Here is a 19,926-nt window from a genome sequence, read left to right as displayed (position 1 = left end):
GGGATGCCGACGCCGATGGTTCTGCGCGACCGACCCCATCCTTCTTTTCCGACGGCCGCCTGGCAAACCCTGCTGTACGGACTGCTGGCCCTGCTGATGTTGTGCCTGGCGCCCGGGGCCGCGATGGCCCAGGCGCCGCAGCCGAAGGTCGACCGCGCGGCCATCGTCGCGCGCTCCCTGCGCATCGCGCAGCTGGTGGACACCGGCCGCGTCGAGGTCATCTGGGACAACGCCTCACCCGCGATCAAGAAGCAGATCGCCCGGGATCGCTTCGTGCGGGACATCAAGGCCCGCCGTGCGGTCTACCGCAAGATCGGCCCGCGGCAGTTCGTCAACATGGCCGTCATCGACATGAACAAGTCCTCCGGCGCGCCGAGCGGGCGCTACCTGAGCGTGGTGCTCACCTCCAGGGACTCGGCCGGCACGGCCATCGAAGAGCTGGTGTCCTACCGCCTGGAGCCCGATGGGGCGTGGAAGGTGACGGGCTACGTGATCCACGGCGCTCCGGCGGCGGCGCGGCACTGAGGCTCCGGCTTGTCGGCGCACGCGGCCTGGCCGCGGCGCCCTGGCGGGGTCAGGTGGCTTCGCGCAGGACTGCGTCGCGTGCACGACGCAGAAGGCGCTGCCGGATCAGCCCGCTCGCCGGCCGGATCAGCAACCAGTAGGGCAGAAAGCGGCGTCGGGCGGCCTCGTCGCAGCACCAGACACGGGTACAGGTCGTCAGCCGCGTACCCCGTCCCTCGGGCCCGGCGCAGAAGTTCATCACCAGCTTGGCGATGCCGGATGCTTCCAGGGCAAGGAAGGACGGCGCATCAGGCACGTCGATGAGGCCATAGTCGGATTGCCAGAAGCGACCTGCGAGGCCGAAAGCCCTCTCGCGGTCGCCGTCCTGGCCCAGGTCGGTGAAGTTGGCTAGGCCGAAGGCCGGCCGGCCCTGGAGCGCGGCGGCGAAGCCGAGCCGGCCGGCCAGCCGGTTCGGCCATTCCCGCAGTGCGATCAGGCGGCGTGCCACCGGGTCGTCGACCACGTCGGCGCGACCCACGACGGCCAACACATGGGCCGGTGCCGCGGGAACGTGAAGGCTGTGCGTCTGTGCGAAGTGATGGCGCGGCAGGTAGCGGTTCATCAGATCCATGGAAGCCATTGTGCGAGCCGCGGACTCATCGCGGCATCAGCTCGAACAGGTCGAGGCCTGCGCTGCGCCCGCCCAGGCAGCCGGCCAGCATGTCCTCGGTGGCACGCCACATGGCCAGGCGGTTGCGCCAGTGGCGCACCTGATGGCCCTCGTTGGCGAAGCGCCGGTGCGTCACCGGCCGGCCCAGCGCCCGCAGCGCGGCGACCACCTCGTCGGAATCCTGCCGCAGCACGCGCACGTCGTTGTCGCCGTGCACCACCAGCAGCGGCACGTCGATGCGGTCGATCCGGCTGATGGGCGAGTTGGCCAGCATGCGTGCGCGCTGCGTCGGGTCGTTGACGTCGCCGAAGGTGCGCGCGAAGTAGTGGCGGTTGCGCCAGAAGGGCGGCCAGTTCTCGATCACCCGCGGCCAGTTGGCCACACCGACCATGTCGACGCCGCAGCGCCAGTCCTGCCGCTTCTGGATCAGCTGGGCCAGCACCGAGAAGCCACCGAAGCTGGCGCCCAGCACGGCCAGCCGCTTCGGGTCCGCGATGCCCTGGTCGATGGCCCATTGCGTGCCCTCGGCGATGTCCTGCTGCATCCGGCCGTTGTATTCGCCGTTGCCCGCCTCGATGAACGCCTTGCCGTAGCCGGCCGAGCCGCGGTAGTTGACCTGGACCACCGCATAGCCGCGATTGGCCAGCATCTGGGCGAAGGTGTAGCCGGCCAGCTGCCAGGTGTCGCGGACCCACGGGCCGCCGTGGATCGCGACGACGGTCGGCGCCGGCCCCTGCACGCCACTCGGGCGCGTGACGTAGCCATGGATCCTGAGGCCATCGGAGGCGGTGAAGGCAAACGGCGTCATGGGCGAGAACAGGCCGGGCTCGGGCCGGCGCGGCGGCGTCAGCCGCTCGAGGCGGCCGGTCGCGCGGTCGAGCAGCATCTCCACCGCCTCGGTCTGCGTGGTGGCGCGCAGCACCATGCGCTCGTTGTCCTGGGCCGTGCTGGTGGGCCGGGTGATCACGGGCGGCGCATCGATCCAGTCCCGGGCCAGGGCCTCGTCGGCGGCGCGGGCCACTTCGGCGCCGATGCCAGCGTCCAGGTAGTTCATTTGCGGCAGGCCGGGCAGGAGGGAGACGGCATACGGCCCGCCCGCCGCTGGCGGGAACCACGCACCGTCGAGGTCGACCTCGGCATGCTCGGCAAGCACGGTCTCGCGGTCGGTGGCCAGGTCGACCTCGACCAGCGCCACCTTGTCGCGGCCCATGTTGGTCATGGCCCAGAGCCTGCCGGCGGCGGGGTCGATGCGGTGGATCGAGAAGAAGGAGAAGGCCGGCACCGTGCGCAGCCGGCGCCAGCCGCCGTCGGGCTGGCGCAGCTCGACCGCCACGTCCGCGCCGTCCGCGGGGCCGAGCTGGCGCCAGCGCGCGGCAAGCTGGTGGTCGGTGCCGATCAGCCAGCCGATCACGCGGCCGTCCGCCTCGCTACGGGCCACTTCCCGAATGGTGCGCGTGACGGCATCCGCCTCGTACAGGTCCATGCTGCTGCGCTCTCGCCGGTTGCTCGCAAAGAAGAAGCGCGCAGTGCCGGGTGCCCCGCGTGCCACGAAGGTGGAGCGCACGCCCGGCCAGGGCGTCACGGGCCAGGGCGAGGCCTCGGGGTTGTCGGCGTCCACCACGAAGAACTGCGTGTTCTCGTCGCCGCGGAAGTCCTTCTGGTAGGCGATATGGCGGCTGTCGGGCAGCCAGGCATAGGTGGCACCGGAGGCACCCGGGCGCGCGAGTGTGCCGGTCGCGATGCGCCGCGGCGCGCCAGCGCCGTCTTCGGGCAGAGCCGGACGCACGGCCAGGCCGATGTCGGTGCCCACGACTTGGCGCCATAGCAGCCGCCGTCCGTCCGGCGAGACGATGTGGCCGTCCGCAAAGTCGAGGTCGGCCACGAAGCGCCGCATCGGCACCAGCGGCGGCAGCCGGCCCTCGCGGGCGGCGGCCTGGACGGCCGGGTGGCTGGGTGCGGTGGCGCAGCCCGCCACGGTCAGCAGCAGGCCCAGTGCGGCGAGCGCCACAAGGCGGCGCAGGGTACGAGACGTCATCGAACACTCCTCCTGAGATCCCTCTGGCCGCGGCATTGTGGCGGCCGCACCTTTGGCTTCGCCAAAGAAAGCGCCCGCCACAATCCCTGCCGTGCACCTCCTGTTGATCGAAGACGACCTGGACCTCGGCCGCGCCCTGCAGGCGGCGCTCAAGGTCGAGGGCCTGAGCAGCGAATGGCTGCGCCGCGCCGCCGATGCGCCCGCGGTGCTGGACGCGGCCCAGTTCGCCTGCGTGCTGCTGGACCTGAGCCTGCCCGACGGCGACGGCCAGTCGCTGCTCATGCGCTGGCGGCGCAGCGGGCAGCAGCTGCCGGTGATCGTCATCACCGCGCGCTCGGCGGTGGAGGACCGCACCGCCGGCCTCGACGCCGGAGCCGACGACTTCGTGGTCAAGCCCTTCGCCACGGCTGAGCTGATCTCGCGCATCCGCGCCGTGCTGCGCCGCTCGGCCCGGCAGGCCAGCGAGCACTGGACGCTGGGTGGCGGCCTGACGCTGGAGCCGCGCGGCCATGCGGCCCGGCTGGACGGCCAAGCGCTGGAGCTGTCGCCGCGGGAGTTCCGCCTGCTGCTCGAGCTGGCGCGCGAGCCCGGTACCGTGCTGCCCAAGGGCCTGCTGGCCCAGCGCATGGAGCCGCTGGGCGAGGCGCTGGACTTCGCCACCGTCGAGGTCCATGTCTCCAACCTGCGCCGCAAGATCGGCGCCGACCGCATCCGCACCGTGCGCGGCGTGGGCTACCTGCTTGTCACGCCATGACGATCTGGCGACGGTCGCTGTCGCGGCGCCTCTTCCTCGTGGTGCTGCTGTCCTTCGTGCTGGTGCTCGCGGTGCTGCAGGCCTACATGTGGCTGAGCTTCCGGCAATCGATCGCGGTGAGCCAGCCGCTGAGCCGCCTGGGCGGCGGCCTGGGCGAGGCGCTGGCCGCCATCGACGACGAGGCCCAGGCGGTGGCGACGGTGCGGGCCATGCAGACCATCTACGGCCGGCTGCGTCTGGGCGGGAATCCGACCGGCACGCTGGTCTTCCGGCTGGAGGACGGGCAAGGGCGGCTGCTGTTCAGCGCGCCTTTGCTGCGCGACCGGGCGCTCGCCGTGCCGCCCGGTCGCGTGCGCACGATGGACATGGATGGCGTGCCCTACTGGATCTACCGTGCCGATGCCGGCCGCTGGCGTGTCTATGCCGCCGAGCCGGAGCGCACGCTGGCACTCGTCGTGCCGAACAACACGCGGGCCGTGCTGCCCTATCTGCTGATCGCGCTTCCGCTGGTGCTGGTGCCCGCCTGGCTGGCCGTGGCGCTGGGCCTGCGGCCGTTGCGCCAACTCACGGAACGCTTGAAGCGCCGATCGCCGGCCGACCTGGCGCCGCTGGGTTTCCAGGCGCGGCACGCCGAGTTGCAGCCCTTGGCCCAAGCGCTGGACGGGTTGCTGGCCCAGCTCAAGGCCCGCATCGACCGTGAGCGGGCCTTCGTCCAGGACGCGGCCCACGAGCTGCGCACGCCCATGGCCGTGATCGCGACGCAGGCCCATGCGCTGGTCGGCGCCGCCGATGTCGGCCAGCGGCGCGAGGCGCAACAGCAGCTGGAGTCGGCCATTGCCCGCGCCTCGCACCTGACGCAACAACTGCTGGATCTGGCGCGGCTGGACGATGCGCCCTCGGCCGCGCCACCGGTGATCGACGTGGCGCAGTGGTTGCGCCAGGTGATGGCGGACATGGCGCCTGCGGCCATGGCGCGCGACATGGACCTCAGCCTCGCCGCACCCGACCGGCTGACGGTTGCCGTCGAGCCCGGGGCCTTGCTGTCCATCGTGCAGAACCTGCTGGCCAACGCCATCGGCCACACGCCGCCGGGCACGCGCATCGTTGTCTCGCTGGCCGGCTCGGCGCATCCGCTGTGCCTGTCGGTGGAGGACGATGGGCCGGGCATCGCGCCCGAGGCGGCCGCGCAGGTGTTCGAGCGCTTCCACCGTGGTGCGGATCCGCTCACCCGCGGTGCCGGGCTGGGGCTGGCCATCGTGCGGCAGGCAGCCGCGCGGCTGGGCGGCGAGGTGCGCCTGGGCCCGGGGCTGGAAGGGCGAGGCGCGGGCTTTCATCTGCGCCTGCCCTGATTCACGCCGTCAGCGCCGCCGCCGCCTCGCGGAACTGCGCAGCCTCCTGCCGCAACCAGTCGCAGAAGGCGCGCGCTGCGGGCCGGTCCAGCACATCCTGCGGGTGCACCAGGTGGTAGGCATAGGGGCCGGGCACGGGCTGGCCCGGCAGCAGCGCCAGCCGGCCCTGGGCCAGGGCGTCGGCGGCCAGCACGTCCGAGGCCAGCGCGGCGCCTTCGCCGGCCGCGGCGGCTTCCAGCGTCAGGTAGGTATGGGAGAAGCGCAGCCCCTGGCGCAGACGCCGCGCCGGAACACGCAACTGCTGGGCGACGCACCAGCGCGGCCAGTCCACCTGCTCGGGGATGCGGGGCTCGGGGTCGTCGTGCAGCAGCGTGGCGGCAAGTACATCCCCCGGCGCGGCCAGGGAGGCTGCCAGCGATGGATGGCCGACGGCGATGTAGGTCTCGGGCAGCAGCGGCTCGGCCACCAGCCCGGGATAGGGCCCGCGGCCCAGCCGCAACGCCAGGTCGACCTGGTCGCGGGCGAAGTCCACCGGCGGGATGGACGCCAGCACCCGCAGGTCCACCTGCGGATGCTGCGCCCGGAAGCCGCCCAGCCGCGGCATGAGCCAGCGCGTGACGAAGGAGGGCAGGGCGGTGACGGTCAGCGCGTGGTCGTCCGCCGCGTGGCGCAGGGCGGCGGAGGCGCGCTCCAACTCGTCCAGCACGGCACCGACGCCCTGCAGGTAGCGGCGTCCGGCCTCGTTCAGCTCGACGGCCCGCGGCCGGCGCACGAAGAGCGGGCGTCCGAGCCAGTCCTCCAGCAGGCGCACCTGGTGGCCGACGGCACCGGGCGAGACGCAGAGCTCGTCGCCGGCACGCACGAAGCTGCCGTGGCGCGCCGCCGCCTCGAAGGCGCGTACGGCAGGAAGGGGAGGAAGCATGCGGGTCATAGCCTCAATCCGGTTGCGGCTCAGCCGCCAATGCTTTGGTTTGCCGTGAACCTCCGGGCCGCCCTACAGTGGCAACGCGGGGGCAAAGGCTCATTCTGGCTGAGTCATCCGCCGTCGGCCGTTCCAAGGTGCGGCAGCGCCGCACCCTTCCACACTTCAGGACCGTCATGGGCGCACTGCTCGTTCTTCTTTCCGCCCTGGGCTTCGGTGCCATGGCCCTCTTCGCCAAGGTGCTCTATGCCCAGGGCATGGACACCCACAGCCTGCTGATGCTGCGCTTCGCGCTGGCGGCGGTGTTGCTGGGAGGGCTGGCGTGGGCGCGTGGCGCGCGCTTTCCGGCCGGGCGCGCCCTGGCCAATGCGATGCTCATGGGGCTGGCCTATGCGTTGATGGCCTGGACCTATTTCAGCGCGCTGCACCATGCGTCCTCGGCCACGGTCGCGCTGCTGCTGTACGTCTATCCGATCCTGGTGGCGCTGGCCGCGGCGGCGCTGGGACTGGACCGCTTCGGGGCGGCCGAGGCGCTGTGCCTGGGCCTGGCTTCCGCAGGCCTGTGCCTGGTGCTGGGCGGCGCCATCGCGGGCACGGCCACCGGCCTGCTGCTGGCGCTGGCCTCGGCGTTGTGCTATTCGGCCTACATCCTGCTCGGCAGCCGGGCCCAGCCGCCGGCGGACAGCCTGGCCGCCTCGACAGTGGTGCTGGGCACGGCGGCCGCCTGCTACCTGGGGCTGGCGATGTGGCAGGGCATCCGCTGGCCGCAAGGGGCCACCGGCTGGGGCGCGATGCTGGCGCTGGCCCTCTTCGGCACGGTGGTGGCCATCGCGGCCTTCGTGGCCGGCCTGCGCCGTGTCGGGCCCACGCAGGCGGCCGTGCTCTCCACGCTGGAGCCGGTCGTGACCGTGGGGCTGGGCGTGGCCTTCCTGGGCGAGCGGCTGTCGGCCGGTGCCGCGGCCGGCGGGGCGCTCATCCTGCTGGCGGCGCTGGCCCTCACCGGCGCGCGCAGCCGGCGTGCCCGAGTCGGGCGTGGTGCTGTCGGCCCTACGGCGCCAAGCGCGTCTTGACCCAGCCCTGGCCTTCCTGCTGGTAGCAGAGCCGGTCGTGCAGCCGGCTCCGGCGGCCCTGCCAGAACTCCCAGCGCTCGGGCACCAGCCGGTAGCCGCCCCAATGCGGCGGGCGGGGCGGGTTGAGCAGGAACTTGGCGCTGTACCTCGCCGCATTCGCCACCAGCACGCCGCGGCCGTCGATGGGCTGGCTCTGCGGGCTGGCCCAGGCGCCGATGCGCGAGTCCAGCGGACGGCTGGCGAAGTACGCGTCGCTTTCCGCGTCGCTCACCTTCTCCACCCGGCCCTCGATGCGCACGACGCGCTCCAGCTCGACCCAGTGGAACTGCAGCGCGGCGAAGGGGTTGCCCGCCAGCTCCTGGCCCTTGCGGCTGTCGTAGTTGGTGAACCAGACGATGCCCCGCGCGTCGTAGCCCTTGATCAGCACGATGCGCGTGGAGGGCCGCAGGTCGCTGCCGACGGTGGCCAGCGTCATGGCATTGGGCTCGGGCACCTGGCCGGCGATGGCTTCGCCGAGCCAGCGCTCGAACTGCAGCAGCGGGTCGGCGGCGCTGTGGGTCTCGTCGAGTTCGGCCCGCTCGTAGCTCTTGCGCAGGTCGGCCAGGGAGGTCTTCAGATCGCTCATGGCGGGCATTGTCCGTGCTGTGGAAGGCCGCGCCTTGACGAGGCCTAACATCGGCCGCCCATGATCGTCCGCCCCCGCCCGCACTGGCTGCGCCTGCTCTTCGTCTGGCGCGGCTCCATCCTTTCGCAGATCCTGCCGCAGCTGACCCTGACCCTGGCGCTGGCCGTGGTCGTGACGCTGCTGCACGGCCAGGTGCTGCGCTGGAAGGTGCCGATGAACTTCGTGCCCTTCTCGCTGATCGGGCTGACGCTGGCGATCTTCCTGGGCTTTCGCAACAGCACGAGTTATGGCCGCTGGTGGGAGGCGCGCATGCTGTGGGGCGCGCTGCTCATCGACTGCCGGGCGGCGGTGCGCCAGGCGCTGACCCTGGCCGAGGGCGGCGGCGAGGCGCGGGTGCTGGCGCTGCGCCTCATCGCGCTGGTGCATGCGCTGCGCCACCAGTTGCGCGGCACCGACCCTGCCGCCGATTTGGTGCGCCTGCTGCCGGCCGCCGAGGCCCAGCGCGTGATGGCGGCACGCTACCGGCCGGCGATGCTGCTGATGATGGCGGGCGAATGGCTGCGCGACCTGCGCGCCCAGGGCCGCGCCGAGGCCGCCATCGTGCCGGCGCTGGAAGGCCCGCTGGACCGCATCGGCGCCGCCATCGGCGGCTGCGAGCGCCTGGCCAACACGCCGATCCCCTTCACCTACAGCGTCATCATCCACCGCACCATCTACCTGTACTGCCTGCTGCTGCCCTTCGGGCTGGTGGACGCCATCGGGCCCATGACGCCCGTGATCGTGGTGCTGGTCGCCTACACCTTCTTCGCGCTGGAGGCGCTGGGCTCGGAGATCGAGGAGCCCTTCGGCGAGGCGCCCAACGACCTGGCGCTCGACGCCATCTGCTGGAGCATCGAGACCTCGGTGCGCGAATCCATCGGCGACGCCGACTGGCCGCCGCAGCCGCAACCCCGCGATCACGTCTTGACATGACCATGAATCCCGAACGCCTGCCCGTCGTGCTGGTGCTGGCCTCCGGCCGGGGCGAACGCTTCCGCGCTTCGGGCGGCGCGGGGCACAAGCTGCAGGCGCTGCTGGCCGGCCGCCGCGTCATCGACCGCACGCTGGATGCCGTCCGCGCGAGCGGGCTGCCCTGGCATGTGGAGGACAAGGGCCATCCGGGCATGGGCGACTCCATTGCCGCCGCCGTGCGTGCGACAGCCGATGCGCCGGGCTGGCTGGTGCTGCCGGCGGATCTGCCGCTGGTGCTGCCGGCCACGCTGCGTGCGGTGGCCGAGGCGCTGGACGACCGCGGCGCGGCGCAGCCGGTGTTCCAGGGCGAGCGCGGCCATCCGGTCGGCTTCGGCGCGGCCAGCGGGCCGGCCCTGATGGCGCTGGCGGGCGAGCAGGGCGCCGCGCCCGTGCTCAAGGCCCTGCGGGCGGGGGGCGCGGTGCGCGAACTGGCGGTGGACGATGCCGGCGTGGTGACCGACATCGACACGCTGGACGACCTGGCGCGCGCCGAGTCGCTCCTGCGTTCGCGCGGCGGCTGATCAGGCCTTGGCGGCGCAGGCGCGCCAGGCGGCCACGAAGGCGTGGGCCGTCTCGCCCACCGCCGCCGCCGCCTTGCCCGGCTTATAGAGCGCCGAGCCGATACCGAAGCCGTCCGCCCCCGCGGCATGCCACGCGGCCATGCCCTCGGGCGTGATGCCGCCCACCGGCAGCAGCGGCGTGCCGCGCGGCAGCACCGCCTTCAGCGCCTTCACCGCGGCGGGCGAGGCCATCTCCGCCGGAAAGAGCTTGAGCGCATGGGCGCCCGCTGCCAGTGCACCGAAGGCCTCGGTGGGCGTGAGCACGCCGGGCAGGGCGACCATGCCCAGCGCGACGCTCTCGCGCACCACCGCGGCATCGAAGCAGGGCGACACGATCAACTGGCCGCCCGCCGCGTGCACCTCGTGCACCTGCTGCGGCGTCAGCACCGTGCCTGCGCCCACCAGCGCACCGGGGCACTGTTCGCGCAGCAGACGGATGCTCTGCAGCGGCTCGGGCGAATTGAGCGGCACCTCCAGCAGGCCGAAGCCGGATGCGACCAGGGCCTGGCCGATGGCCGGCGCCTCGGCGGGCGTGAGGCCGCGCAGGATGGCGACGAGCGGCAGTTGCGCGAGCGCGCGCTGGAAGGCGGGGAGCAGGTCGGTCATGGAGATGGAGGTCGGAAGGGAAAGAAAGCCCGCGACGCCAGTCAGCCAGCCCGTTCGCCCTGAGCCTGTCGAAGGGCTTGCGCCCAGGCTTCGACGGGCTCAGTCCGAACGGGCAGAGGTTCACGGGTCCGCATTGGAAGTGGGGCGGTGCGTTCGCGGCGCATGTCAGCCAGCGGCCTGCCGTGCGCGCCACAAGGCATGCGCACCGGCCCAGGTGGCCTGGGCGTCGAGCAGCCGGGCCGGCACGCCCACGCTGTCCAGCGCCAGGGCATAGCGTTCGGTCAGCGTCGGGCTGCCCACCAGCACCACCGGCACGCCGGGTTGCAGTGGCTGGGCCCGCAGTTCGTCGCCGATCAGCAGGCCCGAGAGGTAGCTGGCCGCCGCCGCAGGGCTCAGGCGGTCGAAGAGCGACAGCGCCCGCATGCCGAAGGCCAGGTGCAGCAGGCCTGGCGAGTCAGCCCGGCGCGCGCGGTCCACGCCGTCGAGGAAGGCCTGCCGCACCAGGGGCGCGTCGGCCTGCAGCGTGCGCGCCAGGATCGACTGCTGCGACAGCAGCGCATAGAACTCGCCCGTCATGAAGGTGCGGAAGCCCGTCACCCGGCCATCGGCCACCCGGGCCCACTTGTTGTGCGTGCCCGGCAGCACGAAGAGGCCCTCGCGCAGGCCGGTGAGCCGCATGGCGCCCAGGATCTGCGTCTCCTCGCCGCGCATCACGTCCGGCACGCCGGACTGGTGGTCCACCAGGCCCGGCACCATGTCGATGCGGCCGGGCACCACCGGCACGACCTGTTGCGCGATGTCCCCGGCGCCGCAGGGGCAGGCGCAGTAGGGCGCCTCCACCCAGCCCTGGCGGCTGCCGGCCATGCCGGCGATCAGGCAGCGGCGGCCGGGCACGGCCATCCAGTCGAGGGTGAAGGCCTCGAACACCTCGGCGAAGCTGGCGCCGTTCAGGTGCAGGATGCCGCGCGGGGCGCTGCGATCTTCCAGCACACGGCCGTCCTCGGCGATCAGCGCGCCGCGCAGCGAGGTGGTGCCCCAGTCGAGGGCGACGAAGCTCATGGGTCCTTCCTTTGCGCCACGGACGGCCAAGCGTGGCGGGCAGTGCGCCGCCACGGCCGCGCAGTCTCGCATGCCCCTGCGCCCCTGCGCCCCTGCGCCCCTGCGCCCCGGCGGCCGGTCAGGCGGCGCCGTGCGGGGCCGGCAAGAATGGAGGGCTGCCGCATCGGCCCGCGCCGGCATTCCTGCCGCCGCGTCCGGGGCGCGGCTCTTCTTCCATCATGACTGCCGAACTGCTCGATCCTCTTCTCGATGCCTCCTTCAAGGGCTATCCCCGCACCCAGGCGCCGCGCGCCCGCAGCGCCGTCGGCGCCGCCGGCTGGAACGTGCTGGCGGGCGACCTGCCGCTGCCCCTGGCCGTGATCCGTCGCGAGGCGCTGGCGCACAACCTGGCCTGGATGCAGCGCTATGTGCGCAGCCAGGGCATCGACCTGGCGCCGCATGGCAAGACCACCATGTCGCCGCAGCTGTTCGCGCGGCAGATCGATGCCGGTGCCTGGGGCATCACCTTCGCCAACGTCGTGCAACTGGCCATCGGCGTGGCGGCCGGCGTGCGCCGCTGCCTCATCGCCAACCAGGTGATGCAGGACGAGGATCTGGCCGGCATCCAGCAGATGCTGGCCGCGGACGAGGGCCTGCGCGTCGTTTTCCTCGTCGACTCGACCGCGCAGCTGGCGCTGATCGAGGCATGGGCACGGGCGCAGGCCGATGCCCGGCCCTTCGAGGTGATGCTGGAGATCGGCCTGGACGGCGGCCGCACCGGCTGCCGCACGCAGGAGGAGGCCATCGCCCTGGCCCGCGCGCTGGGTGCCAGCCCGGCCGTGCGCCTCGTGGGCATCGAGTGCTACGAAGGCCTGTGGGCGACGGGCGACTCCGCCGCCGACGCGGCGCTGGCCACGGCCCTGATGGACCGCGTGCAGGCCGTCGCCCGCCTGTGCGCCGACGAGGACCTGTTCGACACCGACGAGGTGCTGTGTTCGGCCGGCGGCTCGGCGGTCTTCGACCTGGTGGCTGGCCGCCTTCGCCCGGCACTCGGGCGGCCGGTGCGCGGCCTGCTGCGCTCGGGCTGCTACGTGACGCACGACCACGGCTTCTACACGCGCATGGTGGGCCAGGTGAATGCGCGCATCGGCTGCGATTGCGCGGAGGACGGGCTGCGCCCCGCCATGGAGGTCTGGGCGGCCGTGCAATCGTGCCCGGAGCCGCGGCTGGCCATCCTCACGGCTGGCCGGCGCGATGTCTCCTTCGACATCACCATGCCCATTCCCTTCGCGCGGGCCGTCCGCGGTGCGCAGGCACCCACGGGCGTACCGGCCAGCTGGAAGATCACCGCCCTCAACGACCAGCACGCCTACCTGCGCTGGGACGAAAGCGACGACGCGCTCGCCCCGGTGGTGGGCGAGCGCGTCGGTCTCGGCATCTCGCATCCCTGCACCACCTTCGACAAGTGGCGCTGGATGCCGGTGGTGGACGAGGCCTACAACGTCGTCGACGCCATCACCACCGCCTTCTGAGGCTGCCTCAGCGAGTGATCACGCCGCAGGCGATGCGCGGGCCGGAATTGCCGGCCGGCTGCGTCGTGTAGTCGTCGCGGTCCTTGTGGACGACGATGGCGCGGCCGACCACGTTGTTGGCGGCACCGTCGGTCAGCGAGATGGCGTGGATGTCCACGCTGAAGCGGGCCACGCCGTTGGAATCGGCCACCAGGCTGGGCAGCTCGCCGGCATGGCTGCCGGGCGCGCCGAACTTGCCGTGCGTGCCGCCGGCCGGGTTGAAGTGGCCACCCGAGGCATTGCCGTTGTCGGCGCACGAGCCCTTCTCGTGGATGTGGAAGCCGTGCTCCGAGCCGGGTGCCAGTCCGCGCACCTCGCCGGCCACGCGCACGCCGTGGTCCAGGGCGGTGAGCGTGACCTGCCCCATGGTCGGGTTGGGCGTCACGGCGCCGGTCGGTGCCAGGGTGGCCGTGGCGCGCGAGGCGCCCATGCCCATGCCGGCGCAGGCGGCGAGCAGCAGGCTGGAGCCGGCGAGGGTGCAGGCGGCCAGCACGCGGGCAGAGGGCAGGGCGGAGCGGAGGGTCATGGCATTGTTCCTTTGGAGGGTGAGGAAGGGGAATCGGACGGGCTCAGGTGTAACGATGCGGCGCGTGCCTGGCTGTCGGCGGAGGTCGCCATTTCTGCCGGTGAATGGGTCGCCAGACGCAACAGACGGGCCAGCGCAGAGTCGCGGATGCCATGGCGCTGCAGGGCTTCGAGCGTCTGTCGCGCATAGTCGAGCGAGCTGCCGTAGCGGCCCACGGCGGTGGCGAAGATCTCCCGGTAGCGCTCTTCGCTGAGCGTGCCGGTGAAGTTGGGCGACTTGCGTGACAGCGTGAAGGCCAAGGCCCGCACGGGCCCTTGCGCGGTGCGGCAGTGCAGCCAGCGTGGGTCGTAGACGCCGGTGGGCATCTCGCGCAGCCAGAGGCGGCCCAGCGTCTCCAGGGCGATGGTCTGCGGAATGCGGAACACCATGCCGCGGCAACTGCCGCCGCTGAGCAGGCCGAAGACCAGGCCGGGCTTGTCGATGCTGCCGCGGTTGACGCGGCTCCACATCTTCAGGGCCCGGTGCCAGCCGCGCACCTGGGCGGGCCGGGCCTCGCTGTGGTCGAAGCCGGGGTTCCAGATCAGCGAGCCATAGCCGAAGAGCCACAGGTCGTCGTGGCCGCCCCACTCGGCGATCGTGCGTTCGAGCAACGGGCCGGGGTCGCGCACGGGCGGAGGATGCGCGCCGACAAGGGGCGGCAGGGATGTGGCACCTAGAATTTCGGCTTCTGAAACGGGCTTCACGCGGCCCATTATTGCCAAGGCATCCTCCATGGCCACCCTTCAACATCCCGAGAGACGCAGCCTCATGTCCACCCCCGACGACGACTCCCAGCAACGCTTTGCCCTTGGCCTGGTGTTCGTGCTCATCGCCCTGATCGTCGCCACGACGATCGGCGCCGCGGTCTACCACTACGGCATGCCTGGAAGCGCCAGTGCCGATGCGGCCGGCACCGCCAGCACGGCACCGGCGGCCCCGGCCACGGGCGTGGCCGTCATCACCGAGACGGTGGTGGCCGTGGTGCCCGAGGGCGCCAGCGTGCGCGTGGAAGGCGGCGTGGTGAAGTTCTACTTCGCCACCGGCAGCGCCGACATCGCCCCGGGCGCCGCCGAGGCGCTGGCCCTGGTGCTGCAGGGCGTGCAGAACGGCCGCAAGGCGGTCATCTCGGGCTACCACGACACCACGGGCGACCCGGCCAAGAACGAAGAGCTGGCCAAGCAGCGCGCCATCACCGTGCGCGACGTGCTGGTGGGGCTGGGCGTGGCCGAGGACAAGGTCACGCTGGAGAAGCCGGCCGTCGCAGCCGCAGGTCAGGGCGACGACGCGGGGGCGCGTCGCGTCGAGGTCAAGCTGGTCGACTGACGCTGCGTCTGTCCACGCCCGACCGAGCCCGGCGATGCCGGGCTTTTTTGTGCGCGCCAGAACCCGGGGCCGCTGTCCGCGATCAGCGCGCGATCAGATGGATGACGGTCGCCGCCAGCCCTGCGGCGAGGCCCACCGTGAGCCACTTCAGCCGCTGCAGCCGCACGCGGTTCATCTCGATGCGGGCGATGAGCTGGGTGTTCTGCTCGGCCAGGGACTTGATGAGTTCGGTAGAGGCCTGCATCTGCGCCTCGATGTCCCGGACGGCGCCTTCCAGGCGCTGGACCTGCTGGCGAAGCTGCTCCGCCTCGGTCAGCGGCCGGGCCGGCGGCGCCTCGGCCTCGGTGGCTGCCGCCTGCTCCGCGCTCTGGCGCCGCCGGGTGACGGAGCCCCACAGCTTCGCCGCGCCCTCCGCGACCTTGGGTGCGTTCTCGACGACCTGGCCCCAGGGGATGTTGGCAAGAACGGTGAAGAGGGTGCCGGCGGCCATGGTGTTGGTGTCGTCGATGTTGAAAGAGAGAGAAGGATGAGGTGCCGGGACGGTCGAATGTTCCCCGGCGGCGCGGACTTGGCTCCAAGGCACGGGCCTTGACGCCCGACGCGCGCGGCGCGCCGTGGTCAGGCGCTTTCCCGCCCCACCACCTCCCACGCCAGCTCGATGCAGCTCTGTTCGACCGGCGCCCCGCGCATCAGCTGCAGGAGCATGCCGGCCGCTGCCTGTCCGATCTCGCGCCGGGGCGTGCGCACGCTCGTCAGGCTGGGCAGCAGCTGATCGCTGCCGGGCAGGTCGTTGAAGCCGGCCACGGCCACGTCCCGCGGTACCGAGATACCCAGCCGCGGCGCGGCCATCAGGGCGCCCTGGGCCAGGTCGTCGTTGCAGAAGAAGATGGCGTCGGGCTTCGCCTCGGCCACGATGCGGCCGAACATCTGTGCGCCCAGGGCGAAGGAGGAGGGCTCGGGCCGTAGGAATTCGAGCGCCGGGTCGTAGCAGCCGGCGGCCTGCAGGGCGCGGCGGTAGCCCTCGGCACGCTGCATCACACGGGCGTCGAGCTGGGCGGCGGCGTACGCGATGCGGCGGGCGCCGCGCGCCAGCAGGTGTTCCGTCAGCGCCTGGCCGGCGTCCTGCTGCGAGAAGCCCACGCAGTGCACGCCCGGGGCGCGGCTGGTCTCCATCACATGCACGCAGGGCACGCGGCTGGCCTGGATCAGGGCGCGGGTCTCCTCGCTGCGCTCGAAGCCGGTGACGATGAGCCCGGCGGGGCGGTGCATCAGCTGCTCGCGCAGCAACTGCTCTTCCTCGCGCGGGTCGTAGTGGGTCACGCCGATCAGCGTCTGGAAGCCCTGGGCGCGCAGCGTGCGCTGCACGGCCTCCAGCAGATCGACGAACAGGGTGTTGGTGAGCAGCGGGATGAGCACCGCCACATGCGTGCTGCGCTGCGAGGCCAGGGCGCGGGCGGCGGGGTCGGGCACGTAGCCCAGGCGGGCGGCTGCCTCGCGCACGCGCTCGACCAGCACCGGATCCACGCTGCGCTCGCCCCGCAGCGCCCGGGAGACGGTGATCGGACTCACGCCGGCGGCGCGGGCGACGTCTTCGAGGGTGAGGCGGCCGCTGGAGCGGCGGGAGCGGCGGATGGCGTCGGTCAAGGGTTTGTCCTAGGCGGGCGAGAAATCATTGTTCAATAAGATAGCGCTATCCAGTCGGTTCGACCAGCAGGGTTTGTGCGGTGCACTCCCCCGGGCTGATCGACCGGCTCTTCATGTGGGGGGGGGGGGAGTTTGTTCTCCCTCTTTCGTCGGCTGCGTGGTTTTATGCTGCGCAGCTTTTTTTGGATTCGAATGGATAGCGCTATCTCATCGTTCCGGCCGTCCGCCATCGTGGTGATGGGCGTCTCCGGCTGCGGCAAATCGAGCGTGGGCCAGGGCTGCGCGGACGCGCTGGGCTGGCCGCTGTGCGAAGGCGATACCTACCACGCGCCCGAGAGCATCGCCAAGATGAGCGCGGGCATCCCCCTGGACGATGCCGACCGCGCCGGTTGGCTGGATCGGCTGGCCGCGCTGTTGACGCCGCAGGCTGCACCGGGCGGCGTGGTGCTCACCTGCTCGGCCTTGCGGCGCAAGTACCGCGACCGGCTGCGCGCCGCCAATCCGCGCCTGGGCTTCGCCTTCCTGTCGCTCGATTTCGACCAGGCGCTGGAGCGGGTGAAGTCCCGGCCCGGCCATTTCTTCTCGCCTGCGCTGGTGGCCAACCAGTTCGCCACGCTGGAGTCGCCCACGGGCGAGGCCGGCGTGCTCACGCTCGACGCCACGCGGCCGTTGGCCGATCTGGTCGCCGAGATCGCCGCCTGGGCCCGGCCCGCCGCGCCGCAGGCCGCCAACCGACACGCTGGAGACATCGCATGACGACCTCTTCCTCTTCTTCCCCCGCGCCTTCGCGCTCCGCCCGCGCGCCCCTGCTCAAGCGCCTGGCCGAGCATTTCATGGTGCTGGCCCTGGCCGGCATGGTCGTGGCGGTGTTCGTCAACGTGGTGCTGCGCTACGTCTTCTCGACCAGCATCGTGTCGTACGAGGAGATCTCGCGCCTGCTGTTCGTGTGGCTGGTGGCCGTCGGCGCCATCGTGGCGGCCTTCGAGGCCAAGCACCTGGGCTTCGACATGCTGACCTCGCGCCTCTCGGGGGTGCCCGCGCGGCTGCTGTTCTGGGTGAGCCGCCTGCTGATCGGGCTGTGCCTGGTGCTGCTGGTGATCGGTTCCTGGGAGCAGGTCAAGGCCGGCATGAACAGCTTCAGCACCGTGCTGGGCTATCCGCTGGCGCTGGGCGCGGCGGCCACGCTGGTGCTCGGCCTGGGGCTGCTGGTGGCCCTGGCCGTCGAACTGCGCCGCGGCAAGCCGCTGGAAGGCGCGGACGACGAAGCCATCCTCGAATGACGCCCCGGCCCCACCTTCCGAGCAGAACATGATCGTCACCTTCATCTTCCTGGCCGTGCTCATCGGCGGCATGGCCATCGGCATGCCCATCGCGCAGGCGCTGGTGCTCACCGGCGTGGCGTTGATGTGGCACCTGGACTTCTTCGACTCGCAGCTGCTGGCGCAGAACCTGCAGGCCGGCTTCGACAACTTCCCGCTGCTGGCCGTGCCCTTCTTCATCCTGGCGGGCGAGCTGATGAACGCGGGCGGCCTCTCGCGCCGCATCATCGACCTGGCCCGCGCCTTCGTCGGCCATATCCGCGGTGGCCTGGGCTTCGTGGCCATCGGCGCGGCGGTGCTGCTGGCTTCGATGAGCGGCTCGGCCATCGCCGACACCGCGGCGCTGGCCACCATCCTGCTGCCGATGATGCGCGAGCAGCAGTACCCCTCCAGCTACAGCGCGGGCCTGCTGGCCTCGGGCGGCATCATCGCGCCCATCATCCCGCCGTCGATGCCCTTCGTGATCTACGGGGTGACGACCAACACTTCGATCAGCAAGCTCTTCCTGTCGGGCGTGGTGCCGGGTCTGCTGATGGGCATCTTCCTGATCGCGGCCTGGGCCTTCATCGCGCGCAAGCACCAGCTGGCGGCGCTGCCGCGCGTGCCGTGGGGTGCGCGCGTGAAGGCGCTGGGCCACAGCTTCTGGGCCATGATGATGCCGGTCATCATCCTCGGCGGCCTGAAGGGCGGCATCTTCACGCCCACCGAAGCGGCCGTCGTGGCGGCGGTCTATGCGCTGCTGGTGTCGACCTTCATCTACCGCGAGCTGACGCTGGCGCGCCTGTACGACGTGTTCCTCGCCGCGGGCAAGACCACCGCCGTGGTGATGTTCCTGTGCGGCGCGGCCACCGTCACGGCCTACATGATCACGCTGGCGGATCTGCCCAACATGCTGGCCGACAGCTTTGCCGGCGTCATGGGCAACCCGGTGGTCTTCATGGCGCTGATGATGGTCTTCCTGCTGGCGGTGGGCACGGCGATGGACCTGACGCCCACCATCCTGATCTTCGGTCCGGTCTGTGCGCCGCTGGCCGTCAAGGCCGGCATCGACCCGGTGTACTTCGGCTTCATGTTCATCTACGTGGGCTGCATCGGCCTGATCACCCCGCCCGTGGGCACGGTGCAGAACGTGGTGGCCGGCGTGGGCCGGCTGCGGATGGAGACCGTCATCCGCGGCACCACGCCCTTCCTGCTGATGTACGTGCTGCTGCTGGTGCTGATGGTGATCTTTCCGAAGCTCATCACGGCGCCGCTGGCGTGGATGCACTGATCCGCGCCGCCCACCGCTCACCCGCTCTTCGTTCCCTCATCCCAATCCAAGGAAGACAACCATGCGCATGCGTTTCGCTCTCGCCGGCCTCGTCGCCACCCTCGTGGCCACCGGGGCCGCCCACGCCCAGGACTTCAAGCCGCGCATCGTGCGCTTCGGCTACGGCCTGGTCGACAACTCCAACCAGGGCCGCGCCGTGCGCTTCTTCGCCCAGGAGGTCGAGAAGGCCAGCGGCGGCAAGATGAAGATCCGCGGCATCGGCAATGCCTCGCTCGGCTCCGACACCCAGATGCAGCAGGCCCTGATCGGCGGTGCGCAGGAGATGATGGTCGGCTCCACCGCCACCCTGGTCGGCCTGGTGCCCGAGATGGCCGTGTGGGACACGCCCTTCCTGTTCTCCACCGCCAAGGAGGCCGACACGGTGCTCGACGGCCCCACCGGCGAGGCCGTCAAGGCGAAGCTGGAGCCCAAGGGCATGGTCGGCCTGGTGTACTGGGAGAACGGCTTCCGCAACCTCACCAACAGCAAGCGGCCGGTCACCAAGCTGGAGGACCTGAACGACGTCAAGCTGCGCGTGATGCAGAACAACGTGTTCCTCGACAGCTTCAAGACGCTGGGCGCCAATGCGGTGCCGCTGCCCTTCTCGGAGCTGTTCACCGCGCTGGAGACGCGCGCCGTCGACGGCCAGGAGAACCCGTACAACACGGTGCTCTCGAGCAAGTTCTATGAAGTGCAGAAGTACCTGACGGTCACCAACCACGTCTACAGCCCCTGGATCGTCACCGTGAGCAAGAAGTGGTGGGACACCCTCAGCCCCGCCGAGAAGAAGGTGCTGCAGGACGCCGCCGTCAAGAGCCGCGACTTCGAGCGCAAGGACACGCGCGAAGAGGCTGCCCAGGCCCTGGCCGAGCTCAAGACCAAGGGCATGCAGGTCAACGAGCTGCCGCTTGCCGAGGCCAACCGCATGCGCGAGAAGCTCACGTCGGTGCACGCCGGCATCGCCAAGTCGGTGGGCCAGGAAACCTGGGATTCGGTCAACGCGGCGGTCGCCAAGGCCCGCGGCGGCAAGTAAGGCGCGCCGCATCGGCCC

22 protein-coding genes are annotated in these 19,926 nt (G+C 71.6%); 12 read left to right on the top strand and 10 right to left on the bottom strand.

Annotated features, from left to right (window positions below; all coding sequences use genetic code 11):
• Window positions 1-15: 15 nt before the first annotated feature.
• Window positions 16-525, top strand: a complete 510-nt coding sequence (locus tag ABIC63_RS04165; protein ID WP_354318802.1) for a DUF4019 domain-containing protein — start codon at window positions 16-18, stop codon at window positions 523-525.
• Window positions 526-574: 49 nt separating this feature from the next.
• Here the strand turns inward: ABIC63_RS04165 and ABIC63_RS04160 are convergent, their stop codons facing one another.
• Together ABIC63_RS04160 and ABIC63_RS04155 are read right to left on the bottom strand one after the other, a co-directional pair.
• Window positions 575-1,135 carry a hypothetical protein gene (locus ABIC63_RS04160; RefSeq protein WP_354318801.1) on the bottom strand — a complete coding sequence of 187 codons (561 nt, stop codon included), beginning with the start codon at window positions 1,133-1,135 and terminating at the stop codon, window positions 575-577.
• Window positions 1,136-1,160: 25 nt separating this feature from the next.
• Window positions 1,161-3,209 carry a S9 family peptidase gene (locus ABIC63_RS04155; RefSeq protein ID WP_354318800.1) on the bottom strand — a complete coding sequence of 683 codons (2,049 nt, stop codon included), beginning with the start codon at window positions 3,207-3,209 and terminating at the stop codon, window positions 1,161-1,163.
• A 91-nt stretch (window positions 3,210-3,300) separates the two neighbouring features.
• Between ABIC63_RS04155 and ABIC63_RS04150 the strand changes: the two genes are divergently transcribed.
• Window positions 3,301-3,963 carry a response regulator gene (locus ABIC63_RS04150; RefSeq protein WP_354318799.1) on the top strand — a complete coding sequence of 221 codons (663 nt, stop codon included), beginning with the start codon at window positions 3,301-3,303 and terminating at the stop codon, window positions 3,961-3,963.
• On the top strand, window positions 3,960-5,312 hold the full coding sequence (locus ABIC63_RS04145; RefSeq protein ID WP_354318798.1) for a sensor histidine kinase: 1,353 nt from the start codon (window positions 3,960-3,962) through the stop codon (window positions 5,310-5,312). The genes ABIC63_RS04150 and ABIC63_RS04145 overlap by 4 nt, the downstream gene beginning before the upstream one ends.
• 1 nt (window position 5,313) lies before the next feature.
• Here the strand turns inward: ABIC63_RS04145 and gcvA are convergent, their stop codons facing one another.
• The gene (gcvA, locus tag ABIC63_RS04140) at window positions 5,314-6,243 is read right to left on the bottom strand and encodes a transcriptional regulator GcvA (RefSeq protein WP_354318797.1); all 930 of its coding nucleotides are present in this window, start codon (window positions 6,241-6,243) and stop codon (window positions 5,314-5,316) included.
• Window positions 6,244-6,410: 167 nt separating this feature from the next.
• On the opposite strand from gcvA, the gene ABIC63_RS04135 reads away from it, so the two are divergent.
• Window positions 6,411-7,304, top strand: coding sequence for a DMT family transporter (locus ABIC63_RS04135; RefSeq protein WP_354318796.1), 894 nt, complete (start codon window positions 6,411-6,413; stop codon window positions 7,302-7,304).
• Here the strand turns inward: ABIC63_RS04135 and pdxH are convergent.
• A complete protein-coding gene (gene pdxH / locus ABIC63_RS04130) occupies window positions 7,282-7,929 on the bottom strand; it encodes a pyridoxamine 5'-phosphate oxidase (RefSeq protein ID WP_354318795.1) in 648 nt (215 codons plus the stop codon). The two genes, ABIC63_RS04135 and pdxH, sit on opposite strands and share 23 nt — an antisense overlap.
• A 60-nt stretch (window positions 7,930-7,989) precedes the next feature.
• Here pdxH and ABIC63_RS04125 point away from each other — a divergent pair, with 60 nt between their 5' ends.
• Both ABIC63_RS04125 and ABIC63_RS04120 read left to right on the top strand, forming a co-directional pair.
• Window positions 7,990-8,901, top strand: coding sequence for a bestrophin family protein (locus tag ABIC63_RS04125; RefSeq protein WP_294369767.1), 912 nt, complete (start codon window positions 7,990-7,992; stop codon window positions 8,899-8,901).
• Window positions 8,898-9,461: a nucleotidyltransferase family protein gene (locus ABIC63_RS04120; RefSeq protein ID WP_354318794.1), complete on the top strand. Its 564-nt coding sequence runs from the start codon at window positions 8,898-8,900 to the stop codon at window positions 9,459-9,461. Before ABIC63_RS04125 ends, ABIC63_RS04120 begins: the two co-directional genes overlap by 4 nt.
• Here the strand turns inward: ABIC63_RS04120 and ABIC63_RS04115 are convergent, their stop codons facing one another.
• Window positions 9,462-10,106 (bottom strand): 2-dehydro-3-deoxy-6-phosphogalactonate aldolase, encoded by a 645-nt coding sequence (locus ABIC63_RS04115; RefSeq protein ID WP_354318793.1) that lies wholly within the window; start codon window positions 10,104-10,106, stop codon window positions 9,462-9,464. It abuts the gene before it with no gap.
• A gap of 165 nt (window positions 10,107-10,271) precedes the next feature.
• On the bottom strand, window positions 10,272-11,165 hold the full coding sequence (locus tag ABIC63_RS04110; protein WP_354318792.1) for a 2-dehydro-3-deoxygalactonokinase: 894 nt from the start codon (window positions 11,163-11,165) through the stop codon (window positions 10,272-10,274).
• A 218-nt stretch (window positions 11,166-11,383) separates the two neighbouring features.
• Here ABIC63_RS04110 and ABIC63_RS04105 point away from each other — a divergent pair, with 218 nt between their 5' ends.
• A complete protein-coding gene (locus ABIC63_RS04105) occupies window positions 11,384-12,676 on the top strand; it encodes an amino acid deaminase (protein WP_354318791.1) in 1,293 nt (430 codons plus the stop codon).
• A gap of 7 nt (window positions 12,677-12,683) precedes the next feature.
• Here ABIC63_RS04105 and ABIC63_RS04100 read toward each other — a convergent pair whose 3' ends face one another.
• Complete coding sequence (locus tag ABIC63_RS04100) at window positions 12,684-13,241, bottom strand: superoxide dismutase family protein (RefSeq protein ID WP_294369756.1); 558 nt, start codon at window positions 13,239-13,241, stop codon at window positions 12,684-12,686.
• Window positions 13,238-13,909: a gamma-glutamylcyclotransferase gene (locus ABIC63_RS04095; protein ID WP_294369754.1), complete on the bottom strand. Its 672-nt coding sequence runs from the start codon at window positions 13,907-13,909 to the stop codon at window positions 13,238-13,240. Before ABIC63_RS04095 ends, ABIC63_RS04100 begins: the two co-directional genes overlap by 4 nt.
• A gap of 139 nt (window positions 13,910-14,048) precedes the next feature.
• On the opposite strand from ABIC63_RS04095, the gene ABIC63_RS04090 reads away from it, so the two are divergent.
• Complete coding sequence (locus ABIC63_RS04090; RefSeq protein ID WP_354318790.1) at window positions 14,049-14,603, top strand: OmpA family protein; 555 nt, start codon at window positions 14,049-14,051, stop codon at window positions 14,601-14,603.
• 82 nt (window positions 14,604-14,685) lie between these two features.
• Here ABIC63_RS04090 and ABIC63_RS04085 read toward each other — a convergent pair whose 3' ends face one another.
• Together ABIC63_RS04085 and gntR are read right to left on the bottom strand one after the other, a co-directional pair.
• Window positions 14,686-15,093 carry a hypothetical protein gene (locus tag ABIC63_RS04085; RefSeq protein WP_354318789.1) on the bottom strand — a complete coding sequence of 136 codons (408 nt, stop codon included), beginning with the start codon at window positions 15,091-15,093 and terminating at the stop codon, window positions 14,686-14,688.
• A gap of 128 nt (window positions 15,094-15,221) precedes the next feature.
• Window positions 15,222-16,247: an HTH-type transcriptional regulator GntR gene (gntR, locus tag ABIC63_RS04080; protein ID WP_354318788.1), complete on the bottom strand. Its 1,026-nt coding sequence runs from the start codon at window positions 16,245-16,247 to the stop codon at window positions 15,222-15,224.
• Between the two features lie 192 nt (window positions 16,248-16,439).
• Here gntR and ABIC63_RS04075 point away from each other — a divergent pair, with 192 nt between their 5' ends.
• From ABIC63_RS04075 to ABIC63_RS04060, 4 genes are all read left to right on the top strand, one after another.
• Window positions 16,440-17,003, top strand: a complete 564-nt coding sequence (locus ABIC63_RS04075) for a gluconokinase (protein ID WP_354318787.1) — start codon at window positions 16,440-16,442, stop codon at window positions 17,001-17,003.
• A complete protein-coding gene (locus ABIC63_RS04070) occupies window positions 17,000-17,527 on the top strand; it encodes a TRAP transporter small permease (RefSeq protein WP_354318786.1) in 528 nt (175 codons plus the stop codon). Before ABIC63_RS04075 ends, ABIC63_RS04070 begins: the two co-directional genes overlap by 4 nt.
• A 28-nt stretch (window positions 17,528-17,555) precedes the next feature.
• Window positions 17,556-18,836, top strand: coding sequence for a TRAP transporter large permease (locus tag ABIC63_RS04065; RefSeq protein ID WP_354318785.1), 1,281 nt, complete (start codon window positions 17,556-17,558; stop codon window positions 18,834-18,836).
• 61 nt (window positions 18,837-18,897) lie between these two features.
• Window positions 18,898-19,908, top strand: coding sequence for a TRAP transporter substrate-binding protein (locus ABIC63_RS04060; protein ID WP_354318783.1), 1,011 nt, complete (start codon window positions 18,898-18,900; stop codon window positions 19,906-19,908).
• Window positions 19,909-19,926: the final 18 nt, after the last annotated feature.

The sequence above is a fragment of the Pseudacidovorax sp. 1753 genome, from assembly GCF_040544975.1.
Classification (GTDB): Bacteria; Pseudomonadota; Gammaproteobacteria; order Burkholderiales; family Burkholderiaceae_C; genus Xenophilus.
The sequence above is the reverse complement of the archived record's forward strand: the minus strand, read 5'-3'. Positions and strand labels throughout refer to the sequence as shown.